At 44.1% G+C, this 22,046-nt stretch carries 15 protein-coding genes and 2 pseudogenes; 14 read left to right on the top strand and 3 right to left on the bottom strand.

What is annotated here, in order from left to right; genetic code table 11:
* Positions 1–417: 417 nt before the first annotated feature.
* Complete coding sequence (locus AB6C75_RS19140) at positions 418–1,611, top strand: multidrug effflux MFS transporter (protein WP_372108727.1); 1,194 nt, start codon at positions 418–420, stop codon at positions 1,609–1,611.
* Positions 1,612–1,781: 170 nt separating this feature from the next.
* Here the strand turns inward: AB6C75_RS19140 and AB6C75_RS19135 are convergent, their stop codons facing one another.
* Together AB6C75_RS19135 and AB6C75_RS19130 are read right to left on the bottom strand one after the other, a co-directional pair.
* On the bottom strand, positions 1,782–2,567 hold the full coding sequence (locus tag AB6C75_RS19135; RefSeq protein WP_372108726.1) for an ABC transporter ATP-binding protein: 786 nt from the start codon (positions 2,565–2,567) through the stop codon (positions 1,782–1,784).
* Positions 2,568–2,644: 77 nt separating this feature from the next.
* Complete coding sequence (locus AB6C75_RS19130; protein WP_017101702.1) at positions 2,645–3,403, bottom strand: siderophore ferric iron reductase; 759 nt, start codon at positions 3,401–3,403, stop codon at positions 2,645–2,647.
* A 219-nt stretch (positions 3,404–3,622) separates the two neighbouring features.
* Here AB6C75_RS19130 and AB6C75_RS19125 point away from each other — a divergent pair, with 219 nt between their 5' ends.
* The 13 genes and pseudogenes from AB6C75_RS19125 (at position 3,623) to AB6C75_RS19065 (ending at position 21,599) form a co-directional block, all read left to right on the top strand.
* Positions 3,623–4,531: an AraC family transcriptional regulator gene (locus AB6C75_RS19125; protein ID WP_017103741.1), complete on the top strand. Its 909-nt coding sequence runs from the start codon at positions 3,623–3,625 to the stop codon at positions 4,529–4,531.
* Positions 4,532–4,793: 262 nt separating this feature from the next.
* Complete coding sequence (locus AB6C75_RS19120) at positions 4,794–6,923, top strand: TonB-dependent siderophore receptor (RefSeq protein ID WP_372108724.1); 2,130 nt, start codon at positions 4,794–4,796, stop codon at positions 6,921–6,923.
* Between the two features lie 90 nt (positions 6,924–7,013).
* Positions 7,014–7,967 (top strand): annotated as a pseudogene (locus AB6C75_RS19115) (iron-siderophore ABC transporter substrate-binding protein).
* Positions 7,967–9,961 carry a Fe(3+)-hydroxamate ABC transporter permease FhuB gene (fhuB, locus tag AB6C75_RS19110; protein ID WP_372108722.1) on the top strand — a complete coding sequence of 665 codons (1,995 nt, stop codon included), beginning with the start codon at positions 7,967–7,969 and terminating at the stop codon, positions 9,959–9,961. Before AB6C75_RS19115 ends, fhuB begins: the two are co-directional and overlap by 1 nt.
* 204 nt (positions 9,962–10,165) lie before the next feature.
* Positions 10,166–10,978: a crotonase/enoyl-CoA hydratase family protein gene (locus AB6C75_RS19105; RefSeq protein WP_372108720.1), complete on the top strand. Its 813-nt coding sequence runs from the start codon at positions 10,166–10,168 to the stop codon at positions 10,976–10,978.
* 93 nt (positions 10,979–11,071) lie between these two features.
* On the top strand, positions 11,072–12,262 hold the full coding sequence (locus AB6C75_RS19100; protein ID WP_372108718.1) for an OmpP1/FadL family transporter: 1,191 nt from the start codon (positions 11,072–11,074) through the stop codon (positions 12,260–12,262).
* A pseudogene (locus AB6C75_RS19095) lies at positions 12,262–12,950 on the top strand (hypothetical protein). The gene AB6C75_RS19100 and the pseudogene AB6C75_RS19095 overlap by 1 nt, the downstream one beginning before the upstream one ends.
* Positions 12,951–13,283: 333 nt before the next feature.
* Positions 13,284–14,396: an NADH:flavin oxidoreductase gene (locus AB6C75_RS19090; RefSeq protein ID WP_372101580.1), complete on the top strand. Its 1,113-nt coding sequence runs from the start codon at positions 13,284–13,286 to the stop codon at positions 14,394–14,396.
* A gap of 419 nt (positions 14,397–14,815) precedes the next feature.
* A complete protein-coding gene (locus AB6C75_RS19085; RefSeq protein ID WP_017082045.1) occupies positions 14,816–15,451 on the top strand; it encodes a CatB-related O-acetyltransferase in 636 nt (211 codons plus the stop codon).
* Positions 15,452–15,629: 178 nt separating this feature from the next.
* Positions 15,630–17,276, top strand: a complete 1,647-nt coding sequence (locus AB6C75_RS19080) for an ABC transporter transmembrane domain-containing protein (RefSeq protein ID WP_372108716.1) — start codon at positions 15,630–15,632, stop codon at positions 17,274–17,276.
* Positions 17,273–19,525 (top strand): ABC transporter transmembrane domain-containing protein, encoded by a 2,253-nt coding sequence (locus tag AB6C75_RS19075; RefSeq protein WP_372108714.1) that lies wholly within the window; start codon positions 17,273–17,275, stop codon positions 19,523–19,525. The genes AB6C75_RS19080 and AB6C75_RS19075 overlap by 4 nt, the downstream gene beginning before the upstream one ends.
* The gene (locus AB6C75_RS19070) at positions 19,518–20,831 is read left to right on the top strand and encodes an HlyD family type I secretion periplasmic adaptor subunit (RefSeq protein WP_372108712.1); all 1,314 of its coding nucleotides are present in this window, start codon (positions 19,518–19,520) and stop codon (positions 20,829–20,831) included. The genes AB6C75_RS19075 and AB6C75_RS19070 overlap by 8 nt, the downstream gene beginning before the upstream one ends.
* A gap of 471 nt (positions 20,832–21,302) precedes the next feature.
* Positions 21,303–21,599, top strand: a complete 297-nt coding sequence (locus tag AB6C75_RS19065; protein ID WP_372108710.1) for a hypothetical protein — start codon at positions 21,303–21,305, stop codon at positions 21,597–21,599.
* Here the strand turns inward: AB6C75_RS19065 and AB6C75_RS19060 are convergent.
* Positions 21,559–22,046: IS5 family transposase (locus tag AB6C75_RS19060; RefSeq protein WP_372108708.1), on the bottom strand; the 488-nt coding region annotated here is incomplete at its 5' end. The genes AB6C75_RS19065 and AB6C75_RS19060 overlap by 41 nt on opposite strands.

Below are 22,046 nucleotides of genomic sequence, written 5' to 3'. Positions count from 1 at the left end.
CTCATTAGTGATTGTACTCACTTAACTCAGTGTCCAAAACTGCTGGTGCGGATCAGAGGATATTGGACTCGATGCGATGAGTGCCAAAGCACAGGAAAGAATACGATGATGATTGTTCATGGGAGTCCTTTATTTTCATGACGTGGTATTAGTTTAGCTTGTGGTCGACAGGTGCAAGGGTTAGGTTACTGAAAAGTGACTATTCACATATTTAGTTGAGCGACTATTGTATGATTATACAAGCTCACGTATGTTTGTGCTGCCACACTCTATTCGATTCCTTCGGAGCATAATGAATACTACCTTCGCAACATCTTCGCTGTTTTCTCTGTCTTTATGCTGTCAGGTTGATACTCAAACTATCTATTCTCAAACCACCCGATCTCAAAACAGCTGTCCTATTGGATACTTTACATCATGAGTCGTCGATTTGACTTTAAATCGATCCTACTTGCGTGTTTGGTCATCAGCATCGGCCAACTCAGTATGGGGTTGGTATTTCCATCATTACCTTGGATCGCGAAAGACTTTGATGTCTCGCTAGAACAAGCTCAGCTTCTGGTAAGTGTCTATTTGTTAGGTTTTGGGCCTTCTCAGTTTATTTATGGCCCAATTTCCGATGCTCTAGGGCGTAAGAAGGTGCTGTTAAGTGGTTTGTTGATTGCGATGCTTGGCCTCTTGATGATCATCTTCTTTAGCCATTCATTTACTAGCATGGTGATGGGGCGTTTTCTGCAAGGCTTAGGGACTGGCTGTTGCGCTGTACTTGCTCGTGCTTCCACGCGGGATAGATTCAGTGGGGCAGATTTACCGCTCGCGATGTCTTACATTGCCATGGTTGCGTCTATTACACCTTTGATTGCGCCCGTTATCGGTGGGTTTATTAACTTCCATTTTGGCTGGAGCATGGTGTTCATCTCGCTACTTGGCTATGTCTCATTAGCTTGGGTGGTTTTGGCGTTCAAGTTTAAGGAAACCGTCACTCAGATCTCCGCTATTCCTTCGCCGAAGAAAATGGCTTCTCAATACAAAGAGTTATTAACTTCTCGCTATTTTATGAGTTTTGCGAGCATCGGCTGGATTAACTTTAGTTTGATGATCACCACCGTATCAGTGATGCCATTTATTATGCAAAATCAGATTGGCATGACGTCTGATGAATACGCGATGTGGGCGGTGATTCCTGCTTTAGGCATGCTGGGTGGAACAAGTTTATGTAACCGTATTCGTCCCATATTGGGTAACAAGAAAACTCTGTTATGTACCCCTGTATTGCATATATCTGCGGCGTTGTGGCTTTTCTTTTGCCCACTTGATCCTTTGTATCTCATGCTTGGCCAGTTCTTGATGATTCTTGGCAATGGTATTGCGTTGCCTTGTGCTCAGGCGTTGGTGATGTTGCCTTATAAGAAGAACGCAGGCGCGGCTGCTGCGATGTCTGGCGGAGGGCAGATGGTGGTGTCTTCAATGGTGAGTATGGGGCTAGTTCAACTAGGGCTAGGAGAAGCGTGGCATTTATCGCTTGTCATCATGTTGTTCACTATTATTACTCTGATTAATATTTTGCGTGGTTTCAGTAGCCAAGAAGCGAGAGAGTCGCAGCTGAGCTAGTTAATTATTTAATTATTTAATTATTTAGCTAGCGAGTGAAAAACGAAAAGGTCATTAAAGTTCTGAGACTTCAATGGCCTTCTTTATGCTTAGAGCTTAGAGCTTAGAGCTTAGAGCTTAGAGCTTAGAGCTTAGAGCTTAGAACTTGGACTTAAGCTGAAATGCCCGAACTATTCACAGACGACTGCAACCTTCTCACTTGCTGCTGTCTTAGCTGGAACTGGATGATCGATCAGTCGAATCGGAGACTCATACAAAGCTGATAGCGCTTGTTCATCAAGTAACTTATCCGCACTGCCTTCAAAAGCAATCTGACCTTTTTTCAGTGCAACGATGTGTGTCGCGTAACGCAGTGCTAAGTTCAAATCGTGCAAAATGACGATCACCCCAACATTTTCCGTTTTGTTGAGTTCAGACAGTAAACCCATAAGCTGAAATTGATGATGCACATCCAGTGCCGAAGTTGGTTCATCAAGTATTAGCACTGGTGATTGTTGAGCCAACAACATCGATACCCACGCGCGTTGACGCTCTCCTCCAGATAAATCATCCACCAAGGCTTGCGAGAACTCAGTAACACCGGTTCTTTCCATCGCTTGTTGGATAATCGACTTATCTTCTGAATTCCAACGGCCTAGCGCGCCTCTCCATGGGAAACGACCTAAACGAACCAACTCTTCTACGGTTAAGCCTGCAGAAGCGGGGAGCTTTTGCGGTAGATAAGCAATTTTTTTCGCTAAATCTTTGCTTTTGAATGAAGAGAGGGAAGCGCCGTCTAGTTCCACGCTGCCGTGATCCGGCGACATCTGCCCTGAGAGTAAATTAACGAGTGTAGATTTACCCGAACCATTATGGCCAAGAACGACTGTCAGTTCATTGGTCGGAATCGTGAGGTCTTCGATTGAGAGAATGGTTCGTTCATCACGAACAATTTTTATGTTTGAAAGCTGAAACATGTCAGTCCTGTAATTAGATCAGTAGCGAAGCTCAATGGGAGAAGGCTCGTCGTATTGAACTTTAATAAATGGCGTGACTAAGCGATTTTTTTGTTGTCTGGATGTCTAGGGCAATTATCACAGTACTTTCTTGAATCGCACTTATAAACCAGGCAGCAGCTGATTCTGATCAGTTTTAACATCCCCGAACTAGAGTCTACTTTAAGGCTGTCTAAATGATTTTCAGACAACTGGCATGCTTCTAACCAAAGCTTAGCTTGCGCAATAATGTAATCGTTGGTCAGGCTTGGTTCGTGTTGCTGAAGTTTTATCAAACTGCCTAACAATAGATCGGCCAATAAATGATTGGTAAATCCTGGGCGAATACGTGTCCATTCACTGATCTGGCTTCGATAAAACTCAGTCAGTGCAAGAATGGCTTCACCAGCATCGGGAATCAGCTCTTCTGGTGAACCATGTTGATGATCACCATTAAAGAAGCGGTAGCCAGTAATGAACTCTTTGTATCTAAATTGACCGATATTCTTGATGTCGGGCAATGAATGAAGCCCATAGATAGAAATGAAAGTCACATAGATAGGCTGCCAACACACGAGATCCCAGGTTCGCGTTAACCAATACGCTTTGCCTGCTTCTGGGTGGCTTTGCGAAAGACCATCGTAAACTCGTTTGAGCTCTTTATGGCTATTCTCATTTGTTACCGCAATGCTCTTGTTATTATGTGCACCAAAGCTTCCGCTTAAATAAGGGCTCACTTGTTTTGAGTAAGCGAAGATTTTTTGATGTAGAGACGGGGCTTTCCGACGAGTGATAATATTGTGCAGTTGGGGAAGCATCTTAAATCAATAAATGAGAATCAGTTGCGTTATCATAACGAACATAGTCGAGGATAACCATACAAAATGGAGCATCTACTCGGTGCTTTTTACGTTTTTGAGATTTATAAAGTTTGGGTGGGCTGTCCTTTTTTCAGTGATAAAAGCCACTTTAAGTGATAAAAGTATTGTTGAACCCAACACGCCCTAGTCAAAAATAGAGAAGATGAAAGCTTGAATATGAACACACCTGCATTTGACCGTATCAGCCGCGTTCTGGCTTATATCCATGCGAATCTTAGCTCTGCGTTATCGCTAGAAGATTTAGCGACGCAAAGCTGTTGGTCTCGTTGGCAGCTGCAAAGAGTGTTTCAAGCCGAAACCGGGCTTACCGTGGCGAACTATGTGAGAGAGTTAAAGTTAAGTCAGGCTGCCGAAGAGCTGCTTGATGGAAAAGATCGTGTTATCGATATTGCGCTTGGTCTCGGATTCAATTCAGAAATAAGCTTTAGCCGTTCGTTTAAGCAAATGTTTGGGGTAAGCCCAAGTCAGTATAGAAAAGCAGGCAAAAGAGTAGGGTTAAAAAAGCCGATACAAGTATCAGAAACGGTGAGTAATTCTGAAAATAGGGCGTTAAGCTTTGTGGAAGTACGCATTGATGAAAGAGAGCCTTTCTTAGTGAAAGGAATGACATCGGAAATCAGTGGCTTGTTTTCACTCACGCAAGACTTCGCGCAGAAAGTCCCTCAGCTATGGTCACGTTTAGAAGGTGAGGTTGAAATCCCTGACGCCAACATGCTCCAGTTTATTGGCGTTGTTGACCTGACTCAGTCTTGTTTTGACGGAACCAATATTTACTATTGGGCGGGCGTTGAGCTTCATGACGAGATCTCTATCCCGCAACTGCCTAGTATTATCTCTGATAAGTTAGAGGTGCTGACGATTCCGAAGCAAACCTATGCTGTAGTGAAGCACCGTGGTCCTATAGAGCATCTACCCCATACTCTAAGTTGGTTTGTGCTTAATTGGCTTCCAAATTCAGGTTATCGTGGCGTTGATGGTTATGAACTTGAGATGTACCCATTTGGTTATCAAGCTCATGCTTCTGATGCGGAAATGGAGTACTGGGTTCCTATTATTAAATCGTAGTCATATTTCAGCTCTCCGACTTTCTCCCCCCTTCTCAAAAACCCTTTGTGTTACAAGGTCAAAGGCTACAAGGTCAAACGCTACTAGGTCAAATGTTACTAGATCAATTGTGTGTTTAATCAGCAATTGACCTAGTTTTACTCAAAATAGGCCAAGTTCTTTTTGAACTTGCACCAAATTGTTAATTATCCCATCTCTAGATACATACAATGCAAATGAGATTTATTACTATTTACAATTAAGCATTGGTACCGAGGGAATCATGACCACTCACACTCGTTTTAAGTATTCATCATTGGCAGTCGCGTTGCTGACTGCGTTTTCAGCGCAAGCATTCGCGAAAGATACCGCTACTTCCGCAGATTCGAATGTAGAAACTATTACTGTTATGGGTAAAGCCTACCGTAATACAGCAACGAAAACCGTTTTAGCGCCAGAAGAAACGCCGCAAACACTTAACGTTATCGAAAGCGAACAGATGGAACAACGTGGTGTTAAGTCTGTAATGCAAGCTCTTCGTTATGCACCAGGTGTATCAACCGAGAATAAAGGTGGTGCAGTGGTTCTTAGTGATTGGGTTAAAATTCGCGGTTTTGACTCTACGAATAACTATTATGACGGAATGATGTTGCCAATCCTTCCTGGATGGAACGTACAACCTCAGATTGATCCTATTGCGATGGAGCGTTTGGAAATATTTAAAGGTCCAACATCGGTTCTTTACGGGTCAATGCCACCAGGAGGCATGGTTAATATCATCGCAAAAGCGCCTAAGTTTGAAGAGTCTACAAAAATTGGCTTAGCAACGGGTTTAGATAACTTAGTTGAAGCGTCAATTGATACAACGGGTGCTTTGAGTGACAACGTTGCTTATCGCTTGGTTGCTCTGGGTCGTAAGAAAGATACGCAAGTAGACGGCGTTGAGGAAGAGCGCTATGTGATTGCGCCATCAATCGATTGGTATGTGTCTGATAAAACCTTTATTAACTTCAATCTTTATTATCAGAATGACCCTGCACTAGGTCAGAACGTGACACTCCCATTAGCGGCGATTGAATCAGGAAAAGTCTCACCTTCGACATTTGCCGGGGATGTTAATTACAACACCATCAAACGTGATTTCTTGATTACTGGTTATAAATTTAACCATGATTTCAACTCAAATTGGGCATTTCTTCAGAATTTCCGTTATATGAAAACTGACTTTTATCAAGAAAGTACTAGCAGTGGCAATTTTGATGCTTCAACTGGCTCATTAGCTCGTTCGGCATATAGCACCGATGAAAGTTCTACGGGTATTAGTGTTGATAACCAACTATCGGGCTTAGTGTCGACTGGCTCATTGGATCACTATTTACTTTTTGGTGTGGATTATCGAAACACAGAGGGTGATGTAGCCTATGACGCTTTCGCAGGTGTTGATAGCATCAACCTTTACAATCCAAATAACAATAAGCTGAATCCGAATGATTTTACAAAAACGTATTATCAAAATAACGACATTGAAGTGAGTCAGCTTGGATTCTATTTCCAAGATCAGATGTTGATTGATAATTGGGTGTTCATTGCTGGTGGTCGTTTTGACAAAGTCGAAACAACGACAAAAGTATCAGTATTGGGTGGTGCACCAAGCAAAACGGATACTGATGATACAAACTTCTCATACCGCTTAGGCGCTTTGTACAAATTTGATAACGGTTTATCTCCATTTGCTAACTTTGCTACCAGTTTTGAACCGAGTGTAAAGTTAGATACTAACGGTAATAACTTAGATCCTGAAACCGGTGAACAAGTCGAGTTTGGTCTTAAGTATGACTCATATGAGAATATGATTTCAGGTTCGATGGCTCTGTTCCAAGTGAATAAGAAAAATGTTGGAGTTCGTCCTGATGGCGCTTCACCATGGACTTCAGTTGGCGAGATTCGCTCACAAGGTATTGAGTTGGAAGGACGAGCACAAGTCACTGAAAACTTGGATGTGTTGGCGAACTACACATACACCGATATGGAAATTACGGAAGATAGAAATGCATCAAATATCGGACAAACACCAGTATTTGTACCAGATCATACTGCAAATGTTTGGGCTAACTACTTTGTACGTAGTGGTGCAATGAGTGGCCTTAGAGTCGGCGGTGGCGTGCGTTATGTGGGAGAAACTGTTCTAAACGATACGTCAGACAAAAATAAAGGCCAAGTACCATCATATACTTTAGTTGATTTGTCTCTAGGTTATGACTTAGGAGAGGTTAACAGCTCGCTTAAGAACACAACAGCTAATGTCGTTGCAAATAACATATTCAATGAAGAGTATTACACTTGTTGGAATGAGAGCTATTGCTGGTACGGTCAAGAGCAAACTGTAGAATTTAATGTTAATTACGAATTCTAACTAAGTTAGGGTTATCAATTTAAAGCAGCCATTACTGGGCTGCTTTTGTCGTTTGAATAAATATAGAATTTAGATTGAGTAGGCAACAATATGAATTTACAACGAATAGCTTCCCATGTTTCTAAAATAAAGAGCTTGCATACAAAGCTAGCAGTATCCGTATTAGCGAGCGCTTTATCGTTTAATGCGATGGCTGATTACCAAGTTGAAGACAGCGAGGGCGTTAAAACCCTTGAAGCTCAGCCCGTTAGAGTGGCTGCGTTAAACTGGGACATTGCTGAACAAGTGATTGAACTCGGTATCACACCAGTAGCGGTGCCTGATATTGCAGGTTATACCGATTGGGTTGTTCAACCTGCGATCCCAGAAGGCGTGGCGGACATTGGTACTCGAACTGAGCCCAATTTTTCTGCTTTGAAGAAGCTAAATCCTGATGTGATTCTCATCGCTTCGCCTCAGAAAGATCTTCAGGAGCGACTATCTGAAATTGCGCCCGTGCTTTACTACCAAACGTACAGTGAACAACACAGCAATGCAGCGGCTGCTATCGAGAACTTCAAGAAGATCGGACAGTTGCTTGGTAAAGAAGAACAAGCGAACCAAAAGCTGGCCGCAATGGATGAGCGTATCGCTGTCCTTAAGGCTGAACTGGATAAAGCGTATCCGGGCGACAAACCGAAAGTGACCTCTTTCCGTTTTGCGAGCACCACATCGGTGTTCATTTACGGCGATAACTCGATTCCGTAATATGCGCTTGAACAGTTAGGTTTTGAAAATGCGATGGATCTTCCTGCGAGTCAGTGGGGCATCAGTCAAAAACGAATGACTGAACTTAAGAACGTCAAGGGTGGCATTGCGCTTTACTTTGAACCTTTCCCATATCAAGACAAGTTAGACCGCTCTCCGGTTTGGAAGAGTATGCCTTTCGTTCGTAATGGTCAATTTAGCCCAGTAGCGGCAAGTTGGAGTTACGGCGGTGCAATGTCGATTTTGTATAACGCAGAAGCTATGGCGCAATCGCTGTTGACGTTAGCGGAGCAGTAATGAAATCCAGTGGTTTGGTGATGGGGGCAGCGCTGTTTTTCGCTTCCCTTGTTCATTTATGGTTAGGGCAATCTGAATTTGGCCCTATCGGTGAATTATTTCAGCAAGTCTCACAGATCAGTGACATCGTTACATTCAATAAAATGGTTGATGATTCATTCGAGTTGATGGCGTTAGCCTATGTCAACTTACCTCGCTTGGTCATGGCAATCTTGGTTGGCGGAACACTCGGCACCATCGGCAGCCTGTTTCAGCAGCTGACACAAAATCGCATGATGTCGCCGCTTACTTTAGGTACGTCGTCAGGAGCATGGCTTGGTCTGGTTATTCTGAATGTGGTTGCGCCGATGTTGGTCGCTCAGTATTCAGTTTGGTTCGCTCTGATCGGTGCACTGCTGGCGATGGGGCTGATTGTTTCGATTGTCGGAATCAAAAACATGAGCGGCTTGCCAATTGTTTTGGCGGGCATGGCGGTCAACTTGTTACTAGGGGCATTTGCGACAGCAATTATCCTGCTTAACGACCAGTACGCACAGAACTTGTTTGTATGGGGAGCGGGTGATCTAGGACAGAACGGTTGGGAACAAGTACTTTGGTTAATGCCTAAGCTACTGCCGATCATCGCCATCTTCTTATTGGCGCCAAGAGTCCTGACTTTACTTTCGATCGGGACAGAAGGTGCAGCAGCACGCGGGCTCAATATTGGCGCAACATTCTTTGTATTGATGGCGGTTGGCGTTTGGTTGGTGTCGGTGTCGATTACCTCAGTGGGCGTGATCAGCTTTATTGGTTTGATAGCTCCGAACATTGCGAGGCATTTAGGCTTCTTAAAGGCCAAATCTGAACTCGTCGCAAGCTGTGTATTAGGTGCGTTACTGCTTTGCGTCACTGACAGTTTAGCGATCTTCTTGGCACAATGGTCTTTGGATATGATTCCAACAGGGACGGCAACCGCGGTCATTGGCGCTCCAGCGTTGATCATTATTGCGAGAAAGCAATTATCGGCTCAAGATCAGCTGTTTTTCTCGATGCCTAAAGGAACAAAGCTTATTTCACCTCTGGCTTACTTCTTGTTGGGCACAATGCTTTTCGGGTTGTTGGCGTTGAGTACGCTCTCACAGCCTTCTTCTGATATGGGCTATTTTGTTATCCCAGACGCATTTGAATGGTCGATTCGTTGGCCGAGAATGTTAACGGCGATATTCGCTGGTGGCGGTTTGGCGGTTGCTGGTGTGATTTTACAAAGATTGGTCTACAACCCGCTCGCAAGCCCAGACATTCTTGGTGTGTCGGCAGGCGCTGTTCTCGCGTTGATTTTCAGTAGCCTGTTTATGGGTTATTCGATTCACTCCTTGAGCCCTTGGATTGCTTTCTTAGGCAGCGCGATTGCATTGTGTTTATTACTATTTCTTGGCAAGAAGCATCAGTTTGCACCTTCGATCTTGATTCTCACAGGTATTTCATTAACCGCAGTTTTGGAAGCTTTGGTGCAATTCTCTTTAACGCGAGTGGGTGAGGGGAAATACACTTTATTAGCTTGGTTGGCAGGCTCTACCTATCGTGTTGAACCTGAGTCGGCAATGATTATGACCATGGTGATAACGGCTTCTATCGGGGCTGCTTTGCTATTGAGCCGTTGGGTGACCTTAATTGCGACTGGCCGACAGTTCGCGAGTGCCAGAGGGCTGAATATCAATATCGCCTACGTGGCGCTGTTGTGTATTGTTGCGATCTTATGTTCGGTCGTGACAACCACCATGGGGCCAGTCGCATTTGTCGGCTTGTTAGCTCCGCATATCGCTGCAATGATGGGGGCTCGTTTGGTGCGAGAGCAGATCTTCTTGTCGTTTTTGATTGGTGCAGTATTGATGCTATTTGCAGACTGGTTAGGGCAAGTGGTGGTGTTCCCAGCGCAGCTTGCAGCAGGGACGTTAGTTTCAATTATTGGTGGCAGCTACTTCATCTTCTTGTTACTGAAATCTCGAAGAACATAGGTTCTATCAAAACTGAGTCCCCTTGATAATCAAAGCTATGGATAAAATGCAGTGAATGGAACGATCCATCACTGCTTTTTATTGATGTCGTTTGTGTAAGGGGAAGGTGTTAAGCAACACAGGTCTCGCTTCTTAATGTGCAAGTTTGGCATATGTTAATAAAATGTATAACCTAAAGGTCTGACCACTCATAAGGTAGCCACCATGCCAAACCTCGATCGTATCACTTGTTCCATTGATGAAAACCAAATTGCCACCGTTGTGCTGAATAGACCCGATAAGCTCAACGCTATTGATATGGCGATGTTTGAAGGCGTCAATAATATGATCAGAGAACTCAAAAAGAATAACGAGATTCGCGCTGTGATAGTGAAAGGTAATGGTAAGGATTTTTGTTCAGGGCTCGATGTTAAATCGTTATTGAACAGTAAAGTTGGGGCGATGAAGCTTTTGTTCAAATGGTTGCCGACGTTGCCAAATGCGGCTCAGTATTTTTCTATTGGTTGGCGAGAGATCCCTTGCCCTGTTATTTTTGCGATTCACGGGCGTTGTTGGGGAGGTGGGCTTCAATTAGCGAGTGGTGGTGATTTTAGAATCGCTAGCCCTGATGCAAATTTCTCGATATTGGAAGCGAAGTGGGGGCTGATTCCTGACATGGGAGGCGCCATCGCATTTCGCGAGCTGATGCGTAAAGATCACACCTTAGAAATGGCAATGACGGCCAAAGTGCTCGACAGCCAAACCGCTAAGGAATATGGCTTGGTGACTAAAATCGCCGAAGATCCTTACGCTGAAGCTTATGCGTTGGCACTTGAGTGTGCGAATCGTTCGCCAGATGTCGTCGCAGCTAATAAGAAACTCTACAACAAGACTTGGTGGTCCAGTCCTGGGTTCGCCTTATTTTACGAGACTTGGTATCAAATAAAGGTAGGGTTAGGTAAGAACAGAGCAATTGCTGCTCAACGTGAAATTCATCGAGACAAGCCGCGTCCATACGTCGCTAGAAAGTTCAAATAACGCTTGTAAAGTAATAATGGGTATTCCCATTGTTTATAGGGCTTTGCGGTAACCTTAGATCAATTTAATGTCTAAGGCTAAATGAGCAATCTGATGAACAAAACTTTTACTTACTCGCTAGCTGCCACCGCAATTTTTACAAGTTTAAATGCTTTCGCAAGTGGTCTATTTTTACAAGAAGCTGTTATTGCTAATGTCGGTACAACTGGTGCAGGTGACGGTGTTTACTCTCGTTCAGCTGCTGCGATGTGGACTAACCCAGCAACCATGTCTCACATGGGCGAAAGCAAAACGACCATCAATACCATGGCGTTCGATCTTGAGATGAAATATCAAGACAACCAAGACTCTAGCGGTGATGGTAAAGGCCATTCAGTGTTGCCTTCATTTGGTGCTTTCCACGCGCATCAAGTAACAGAACAACTGCACCTTGGTATAGCACTTGGCGCTGTCGGTGGCTCAAGCCTTGATTACGGTAGCGATTGGGCAGGTGCAGCCCTTCTAGAAGAAATTACTCTGACCGCAATGCAAGTGAATCCATCACTGAGTTATAAGCTGAATGACCAATGGTCTGTTGGCGCAGGTATTCAATTGAGTTGGGCTGCATTACAACAGTCATCTTCTCTTTTTATAGCCAAGCAAGATACTGACTGGGCTTATGGTTATAACCTTGGTGTTATGTACACACCAACAGAGAAGTTAAAACTGGGTGCGAGTTACCGCTCGAAACTAGAGCACGAATTCAACAATGATGTGAATGTCTTTACTGGCGGTCAACGTTCATTGAATACTGGTATTGATGTACCTGAACTCGTTGATGTCAGTGCAAGCTATGCATTGAATTCTCAATTAGATTTATTGGCAAGCATCCAGTTTCATCGTTGGAGCCAATGGGACAATACTGTTTTGGACCTAGGTACCAACGAAAATGGGGACTTCCCAATTAGTCAAACTCTACAACGTGATTGGGATGATGTTTGGAAATTTGCGGTTGGTGCTGATTATCAACTTAACTCAGATTGGCGTCTAAAAGCTGGCTTCTCTTACGAAACATCACCACAAGACGATCCGTCAATGCAATGGGTTGACCTCCCTGTAGGCGAACAGTACCGTTACTCTGTAGGTGCTTCAACGTATTGGGATGATATCTTGATCGATGTGTTCTACGAATACGCGGACTTAGGTTCGGTTGAGATGAATCGTGATGGACCTACAGGGCGCAACTTGCTCAATGGTTCTTTCGATGGCCGTATCCACTTTGTTGGCGTTAGTGCGACCTTCTAATGACATTACGTACTTTATTACTTGTTGTTGCTGCAACGTTCGGGTCGATGGGGGCTTTTGCTGAAGAGAAGCACCCTGATGATCCGACTAAAATCGTGACCAAAGCGGGCGTTGCTTATAACGAAGATTTGCAGTTCTCAGGCTCTATCGGTTTAGATGAAGCGCGAATGATCAACGCTCGTGTCAATGCGGACGGCGAAGAGTGGCGATTAGGCGGTTCATGGCTGTTGCCGATGGGTATCGTGAATTTCAACTTTAGCCGTTCTGAATATGATAACGATGCTTATAAGAACAACTACAGTATTGGCACATTTATACCACTGAGCTATTTCGATATTGAGCCGTTCGGTTGGCAAATCTTCCCAATGGCTGGTTACAGCTACAACGATGGTGAAGTAGCAGTATTCGATGATGAGAATGTGGGTTCTGATTATGTATTGATGCCGAGCTCGACACATGGTGGCTATATCGGAGCGTTTGGCTTAAAACGATAACCGATGAATGGTCTATCATGGGCTTTGGTGGTGGTTCAATGGGTTCTGACGATTACTCTGGCTATTGGACTGGCGTTGGTGCGAGTTATAAATTGAGTGATGCTCAATCATTCAATTTCTTCACAATTTTTGCTGAGGATGATTTTGGAGAGAACAACAGTGTTGGCGCATCTTACACCTATGAGTTCAAATAGCTGTTAGCAATTCGCAGGTGGACGCCTCTCGTAAGAACCATTCACTCAGTCCAGATTAAATTGAACAAAGTCGCTTATTAAAACTGAGCGACTTTCTTTTATTCTATTTCCCAATCTTTTTTATCTCTTTCTGCTGCTTTCTATCTCTTTCTAATGTGAGAGTACTGCTCTCTTAATCTAGATTAAGTTTTCCTCGTCTTATTCTCTGTCCTATCCGCATAAATCAACGCCCATTCAGTAATGGACAAAAGATAGTTACTTTGTGAAAAAGAAGTGGTTCTCTTTTGTCTTTTAAAATGGGCAAACATAATAAAGATTTAATGAGGATAAGACTTGAGCACTTTGTTTACAGAAACCCGCATCGGCAGCATGACATTGAAGAACCGCTTCATGAGAAGTGCAACGTGGGAAAATATGGCTACTGAAGATGGGCATATGACAGATAAACTGTACGCTATCTATGAAGAGCTGGCTCAAGGTGAAGTCGGCTTGATCGTAACGGGTTACGCGAACATCGTTGAAGAAGAAAAGCCGAATGCGGGCATGATTGGTATGTATAACGACTCATTCATTGCAGAGTATCAGAAGCTGACTCAACTGGTGCACGACAACGACTCTAAAATCGTGATGCAATTGGCTTATGGTGGCACCAAAACCACGCATGATCTTGGCGAACGAGTGATCTACGCACCAAGTGAGGTTCCAGAAAAAGGAACTCAAACTCTAGGCAAAGAGATGACCAAAGACGAGATCAACTACATTGTTGATGCCTTTGCTCACGCGTCATTAAGAGCACAGAAGTCAGGTTTTGATGGCGTTGAAATTCATGCCGCTCACACTTACCTGATTAACCAATTTTTAAGCCCTTATTACAACCAACGTGAAGATGAATACGGCGGTAGCTTAGAAAACCGCATGAGATTTTTGTTAGAGATCTATACCGCGGCGCGCAAGCTGGTGGGTGATGATTTCCCTATCTTAGTTAAGCTTACAGCTTCGGAGTTTTTTGAAGGTGGCGTGACCTTCGACGAAACACGTATTGTGTGTAAAAAGCTTGAACAAGTGGGCGTGGATGGCATTGTCGTGTCAGGTAATATTCATGGTAAAGCCGACACTATGATTGGCGAATCTCACGATGGGTTCACTATTCAAGCTGAAGGTTATTTTCACGAATATGGTCATGCTATCAGCCAAGACGTTAACATTCCGGTGATCACTGTGGGTGGATTGACGGATTTCGATGCCATTGAAGCCATCGCAAACAACACGGGCATTGAATACTTCGCGCTTTCAAGACCGCTGCTTTCTGAACCCCATTTAGTTAAGCGTTGGAAGGAGGGGGATAGAAGCCCTGTTGAATGCGAACGATGCTCTAAATGTCGTACTAAGCGCGGTAACTTCTGCGTGGTGAATAAAGACAGAAAAGCACAGCTTGCTCGAATGTAGTCGCTGACCCCGGCTCCAATCGTGAGCCGAAATTTATAGCCGAGTCTAAGTTTGAGCCTGTGTAATCGCGCAGGCTCTTGTTCATGCCGTATTCCACGAAACGATATTTGAAACCTTATTAATCACATCTTCCTGTCAAATTGGTGCGACTAAACAGATACACTACGCCTGTAAATTATCCAACCAAGTTATCGATAAAAACTGAGCAAACTTTGAAACTACTTCCTCTTCTTAAGCAACCTCGAATCCACTGACGCCTCTTTAGTTTTAGCGACATTGCTATGATTTAAGCGTGATACTCACTATTAATCCCAGTGAACCCTGTGTTTATAGGGCGTTAGTTTGTGCACCTTGGATTTGCATCGTCGAACATTTTGATAGTTAACGAATAAAACTAAATAGATCATTCAGAGGTAAAAATGCAAAAGAAGCATTGGTCCAAATTCGAGTTGCTGCATGAAGTCGTAACCAACCCCAATATTCATGTAAAAGGTCAACACAGTTATTACAGCGATTGCTGGGATAATGGTTTTGAACAATCGGTAGTGCGCTATTTACACGGCGACGAAGTCAGCCGCCAGTGGGAGCCTCGATGGGAAATCGACGAACTCTATATCGGTGATTATGTCTGTATTGGCGCAGAGGTCGTGATTTTAATGGGTGGCAACCATACACACAGAGTTGATTGGTTTTCACTGTATCCATTTATGGATGTTATCGACGACGCCTACATTGGCAAAGGCGATACTCACATTGAAGATGGGGTGTGGTTAGGCATGAGAGCGATGGTGATGCCCGGTGTGACGATTGGCGAAGGCGCTGTAGTTGCAGCGAATAGTGTGGTGACTAAAGACGTCGCTCCATACAGCATTGTCGGTGGTTCACCAGCTAAAGTCGTCAAATACCGCTTTGATGAGTCCGTTATTGACGAACTCATGTCATTCAAAATATACGAGTGGCCCTCAGATAAATTTGAAGCGCTGAAACCGTATTTATGTAACTCAGACTTTTCAAAGTTAAAGCAGGCGATAACGGATTACGACAATTGTTTGTAACGAGCGCTTGTAACGAGCGTTTGTAAGGAGCGTTTGTAAGGTACGGGTATAGCCATAGATTTGTGTAGAAAGATCTGTGTCATATTTATATTGAAAAACACGTTAAATCAGTTCGTTACCTTGCAATACTCAACATGGTGTACCAATCTTATTTCATAAGCATGGATAAGGATTGTGTATGCCCGCAAGTTCAATGAAAAACAAAGGGGTGGTGGGGAAAGTCCTACTGCCTTCTTTACTCATAAATCTTCTCTCTCTCGCCGTTCCGTTAACGGTTTTACAAATTTACGATCGTATTTTACCTAACCAAAGTTACGGTACTGCCACTTTGTTGTTGGCGGGTGCAGCGTTGGCTGTTGCCATGGAAGCATTGATCCGGTTTGTGCGTACTTGGCTTTTGTCAGCCGCGGCCAGCAATACCGAGAAAGCGACCTATCAAACCTTGGTTGAAAGAGTAACAACGGCTTCATCAGGCCATCTCCGCCAAATTGGTGTTGGCGGCGTGGAAGAGGGGCTTTGTTCTGTATCCAAAGTCAAAGATTGGTATTCCGGTGGTGTGATTGCAGGCTTTATTGATTTGCCTTTTGCCTTGATCTTCTTGGGCTTGGTGGCTTACATCGGCGGTGAGCTGGTGGCGATACCTTTGGCAGTTTGGCTGATTACTCTCGGAATCGTTTGGTTATCTTCTATTCGCGTTAAAAGCTTAAGTGAAGAAGCTTCCCAAGATGAGCAGGAGCGAAAAGCGTTTTTGATTTTGCTAAGCCAAACCATTCAAGGAATCAAACGTCAGGCTGTTGAGTCTCGAATCTTTAATCAGTTTAAATCCCTCAATAATGTTCGCTCTCAGTCTAAAGCGAGAGAAGAAGAACAGAACGCCTTCGCCCAAGAATGTATTCAGCTTGCTGCACTAGCCACGTCAGTTTTACTCGTGATCACTGGCAGCTTGTGGGTGTTGGATGGCCAGTTAACCACTGGTGGATTGGCGGCATGTTCTATCTTATCTGGCAGAGCGGTTGCGCCTTTGAGTGCTCTGGTTGGGGTTAGAATCAAGCTTAATTCAATACACAGTGCCAATCAGGCAATAGAAAAATTGAGTGATTTATCACTATCGGACTCTTCAGATTCTGAGCAAGTTGAGAACCACTTATCTGACTTTGAGACGTTGGAAATTAAGCAAGCGACCGTTGAAAGATACGGTGAACTCTCTCATGCAGATGTCGCACTGAATAAAGGTGAGTTGGTATTGTTAGAGAGTGAGGATCGCCACACTAACAGTCATTTATTGTCGTCGATTGCAGGTATTGATGATCTAAAAGCGGGGGAGTGCTTCATTAACGGAGCTGCCGTTTCAATCGCATCGGTAACCAACATTGCAGCCTACTGTGGCGTTAAAGGGCAATTGGTGTCGGGTACTATTCTCGACAACTTGTGCGGGTTTGACCCTGAGAAAACGCAAAGCGCCAGTGACTATGCAAAGCGTTTGGGTTTAACCAAAGAGATTACTCGATTACCCGATGGACTAGAGACACAAATTGGCCATACGAGTGCTTCTTTGTTGAGTATGGGTAACGTGAAAATGCTCAATATCGCGGCTCAATTGGCAAGTGATAAACCCATAATTATGTTGGAAAGGCCGGATTCTTCACTTGATTTAGACGCCCTTGGGAATCTAGCTAAGGTGTTGGAAGAAGAAGTAACGGCAGGACGCACGATACTGATGGTGAGCTACCATTCGAAGCTTCGCGAATTTGCTAATCGAATCATTACAGTGGAAAGTCGAGCTATTACGGTCGACAGCGAGAGCAATCAGGAGGCCGTCGTATGAATCGTTTAGATATTGGTAACCCTTCAGGTACGAACAACCGTGCAGATACCAGCGGTCGACAAGAGGTGATGAATCATTTAGAAACCGAGAGCCTTTCCGTTCTTAAGCTGTTGGAAGTTAATGCTAATATCCAGTTGTTCGCACATCAATGGGTTGATGAAAATGGCATTGAATCAATCGACGATATGTTTGCCTTGTTCGACAGGCTTGCACTGCCTTATCGCTTGGTTGCCAACCTAGATGAAGTTGGTGAACATAAATTGGTCTTACTGGTACTTGGTGAACATGAGCTGGTCTCTGGTCATTTAGAATCCAAGCAATTTGTTGCCTTGAATGCCAATGACGACATCACCGATGTCCCTCAGTTTTGTATTGTTATCGAAGGTCCACCACTAGAGAAGGCTTCTCCTGATTGGGTTGGCGAACGACTACATGCGTTTCGCCCCATTATTCCTAAATTGCTGCTAGTCAGTTTTATCACTAACTTATTTGCGCTTGCCGTTCCTTTCATCACGATGTCGATTTATGACCATGTGATTGGCGGTGATGCAGGGCATGAGTTGCAAGGTATCGCCATTGGCGCGGCGTTGTTGTTTGTGATGATGGGTTGGTTGAGAACATTGCGCAGCCGAGTGTTTGCTTCAGTTTCGAACCGAGTAAGTCGTGAGATTTCTCAATCCCTCGTGCAGCGTCTGCTTCGTAATAGCTATGCTCAAAATCAGCAAACAGCTTCTTCTAGTCAGCAAAACCAAGTGATGTTGTCAGAGCGTATTTCAGGTGTGCTATCGGGGCCATTAGGAAATGCGTTATTTGACCTACCATTCATTCTTATTTTTGTACTTGCGATAGGTGTTTTAGGCGGATGGTTGGTACTGGTTCCAGTCGTCTCTTTAATCCTTTATTACTTACTAGCAAAACGCTCGATACGCTCTAGCAGCAAGCGCTCTATGCAATCGACAGTGGCAGGTACGAATCGTCAAAACATGACTAATGAGCTGTCATCCAAGCTTGCCTTTATTCGCAGTGCTGGATTCTCAGAGCACTGGATTCAACGCTTCAAAAAGGCCAATCTTCTTGCTTCAACAGTGACCTTTAATCAATCGGTTCTCCAGAGTCGTTACACCTCGATTTACTATTTCATTGGTGTGGGGTCGACACTCGCCGTGATGGGGTTAGGTATAGGACTTATTTTTGAACAAGTGATGACCCCTGGTGGTTTGATTGCTTCAATGATGTTGATATCTAAAGTAACGGGTCCTGCTCAGGTGTTGGCAAACAGTGCGATGCGTTTTAATAGCTTTAATCAATCCAAGCTGCAAGTGAACCGTATTTTGTCTCAGCCGTCTGAGCGTGAATTCAGTTACCAGCATCACCCGTTACCTGTGGTAGCGCCTAACTTGAAATTAGACCAAGTGACACTGCGCTATCCCAAACAGAGTCGCCCTGCCTTGAATGGTGTGAGTTTTGATATTGAAGCCGGTGAAATTGTCGCGATTACCGGCCCTTCTGGGAGCGGTAAATCAACATTAATTGAAGTGCTGTCTGGCTTGCAGCCTATCCAAAACGGCATGGTCGAGCTTGAAGGCGTTAACCTCGTTCAATATGATCCGCAGCTTTATCGCCACTGGTGTTTCATTCGAGCCGCATATCCTGATTTGCTTACGCTGAGTATTCGAGAGTGGCTAAACGACGGTCACAAAGTCGAAGATCAGAAAATGATCTCTGCAATTGAAATGGTCGGCGGAAAGCGTTGGTTCGAGACATTGTCAGGTGGGCTAGACACCTCCATCAGTAGTATTCAACCGGACAGCCTTTTTGACATGTTGTCTGGCAGCGTCGCGCAGATCCTCATTGATGCAAAAGCGCTGGTTTATGACTACCCAATGTTCTTAATGGATAATCCTGTGCCTGATGCTCACCCAAATGCTAAACGTATATTTGGTGAGTTTGTGCAGTCGAAAAAAGGAAAAGCAACGGTGATCTACACGTCCCACGATCCGGATTTAATCAAGCTTGCCGATAAAGTGGTGGTGTTAAATGAAGGAGCTGTAGTTTATGCAGGCCCATTAGAGCCGGAGCAGTCTTCGAAGCAGGAACAGCCTTCAGAGCCTCAAGTTTCTCAAGAACCGCAGTTATCTGAGCAACCGTTATCTCAAGAGCTACAGCCGTCAACTCAAGAGGCGTCTGCTCAACAAAATGCAGCCCAACAAGAACAATCAAAGTCTAAGCAAGGAGTCGCTAATGACTAAACAATCTATCGAGAAGGGCAAGCGCTACGGTGAACTTGTTGAATCACAAAATACGGCTCGTACATTGGCGCTGGCCACATGGTCGGTTGCCTTATGTGTTATTGCTTTTGCCACTTGGTCTGTAGTCACTCAAGTTGATGAAATCGCCAAAGCCAAAGGCGCTGTGATTCCGGAAGGCGAGAAGCAAGTATTACAAAGCGCGATTGGCGGTAAGTTAAAGCAAATTCTCGTTAAAGAAGGCCAGTTGGTAGAGAAAGGCCAGCCGCTTGTTGAGTTTGATGCCACTTTCCAGCGTACCGCCCTTGAAGAGCTAAAGTCCCAACAAGTGACGCTTCTAGCCAGTGTGGAACGTATGAATGCGCTGCTTGAGCAGCGTGAGCCTAACCTTGCTGAGTTTGAGGTCGATTACCCAGAGATCGTCAGCCAACAAAAAGCGCAGCTAAACGCGCAAAAAGCCCTCTACTTCCAAAAGCGTGTGGTGCTTGAGAAAGAGAGCGAGCAAATTGCAGAGCAGCTTCGTAGCGTAGAAAAGGCCTTGCCGAGTTATGAGAAAGAGTTAAATGCGACTAAGCAAGAGTTGAACATACTAGAAAAGGGTTATAAGTCGGGTAACATTTCACGTTTACGTGTGCTTGAAATGCGACAAAAATTGGCCAGTATCGAACAGAAAATCGAAGAAGCTCGTGGTAAGAAGTCGGTATTGATTAGACAAGCTGACAGTAATGACCAAAAAATCATACAGCTTTTGGCGGAAGCGAAAGCTAAAGTGAGCGATGATCGTTCTAAAGCCGTATCTGACTTATCAGCATTGAATGCTAGAGTTCGTTCAAGCCAAGCTAAATTGACCAACACCATGTTGGTGTCACCGCTACAAGGCTTGGTGCAAAGCCTGCCAAGCACGCAAAACGGTGGTGTTATTCAGCCAGGTGGCACTGTGGTTGAAATCGTTCCTGTTGGTGGGAAAGTCGACTTTAAAGCGCGTTTGTCACCAAGAGATATTGGTTTTGTGAGTGTAGGGCAGCCGACTCGTATCAAGATTGATGCGTTTGATTACAGCCGCTTTGGGGCGCTAAAAGGGGCGGTGGAGAGTATTTCACCGACCACAAGTCAAAGCGAACGTGGCGAGATCTATTATGAAGTCGTCGTCTCGGTGGATGTTCCTTATTTCCGTGATAATCCGGAGAGCTTTTCTATCTTGCCAGGTATGACGGGCGAGGTAGATATTACAACAGGTGAGAAATCAGTATTCCAGTATTTATGGAAACCGATTTATACCAACGTGAGTGTCGCGTTTGGGGAGCGTTAGTTTGTTTTATAGTTAAAAGTTAGAACTTAACCGAACTAAACGACTGTCTTGTATTTCAAGGTGTTAGAATAAATATCAATAGGTTATGGAAAGTTTAACTGCGTATAAAAACATATAACTTTGTCTTTCGGGAGATTCTGCCGCCAATTTGTCGCCATAAAATCTTCTCTTTAATAAGGATAAATTGTTGGAGAGATAAAGATTAAAGTTGATTCGAAGTAGATTCACAGATAGTTAAAACCATCGGCAAGTTCTGGCTAGAAACAATTTAAGGCGTTTGAGTTAATTTTTACGTTTTAGGTTACGCAAAGCAACTTGAAACTAGAAGTATTGGGGGATTTATGGTTGTCTTATCTTCTTGTTGCATAACCAAGTATCAATGCTTTACTACCAATGACTGTATTATATTGATAAAATACCGCGAAACTCCAGAAAGTTGGTAATTATGATAGACAATAACGTACCCAAACTATGAAAGTGATTATTTTATCAGGTGCTGGGCTTTCTGTTCCTTCAGAACTGCCTGCATATGAAGATATTAAAAATACACCTGAATACCAAGCATTCCAAGGAGCTTCACCTTGTGAAGTATTGGCTCTTGTAAAGAAAATTCGGCATCAATATGAACAATTTTTGCCGAATCGAGCACATTACGAATGTATGTATCTCGAAAGGCTTTGTTGCGTAATTAAATTTAAAGATAGAACTACCCCGTTTCGCGTATTTCTTAATCAATACGACAAGTTTCAGGCATACCTAACCCAGTAAGCTTGTTCAACGCTTTTATCATCGCGTAAGTTTCACCCACCTGTGCATTGTAATTTCTTAAGCTCAGTTGCCCTCCTAGCAACTGTTTAACTCGATACATCGCTGTTTCTGAGAGTGAACGTTTGTGGTATCCATACCGCTCTTTCCAATACTTATTTGAGCCGTATAATTTCTGGCAACCCACGGCGAGATTTCGAGGGTGACCACGCTCCCAGAAGGCTGCCCCTTCTCTTGGGGGAATAAGCGCAATGGCTCCCTTAATCTTAATAGCAGCGTGACACGCTCTCGTGTCGTAAGCGCCATCACCAGACACCTCAAGGATACTTCGGCGTGTTTGTTCCAGTAAGTTAGGGAGTACTTCTCCATCTGTAACCGTCGATAAACTTAGCTCGGCGGCAATGATCTCATGAGTGTTGGTATCGACGGCAATATGAAGCTTTCGCCAGA

This window comes from Vibrio sp. 10N.237.312.B06 (assembly GCF_041464685.1).
Taxonomy (GTDB): Bacteria; Pseudomonadota; Gammaproteobacteria; order Enterobacterales; family Vibrionaceae; genus Vibrio; species Vibrio tasmaniensis_A.
Note: the sequence above shows the minus strand (reverse complement) of the source record. Positions and strands in the feature narration are given on the sequence as shown.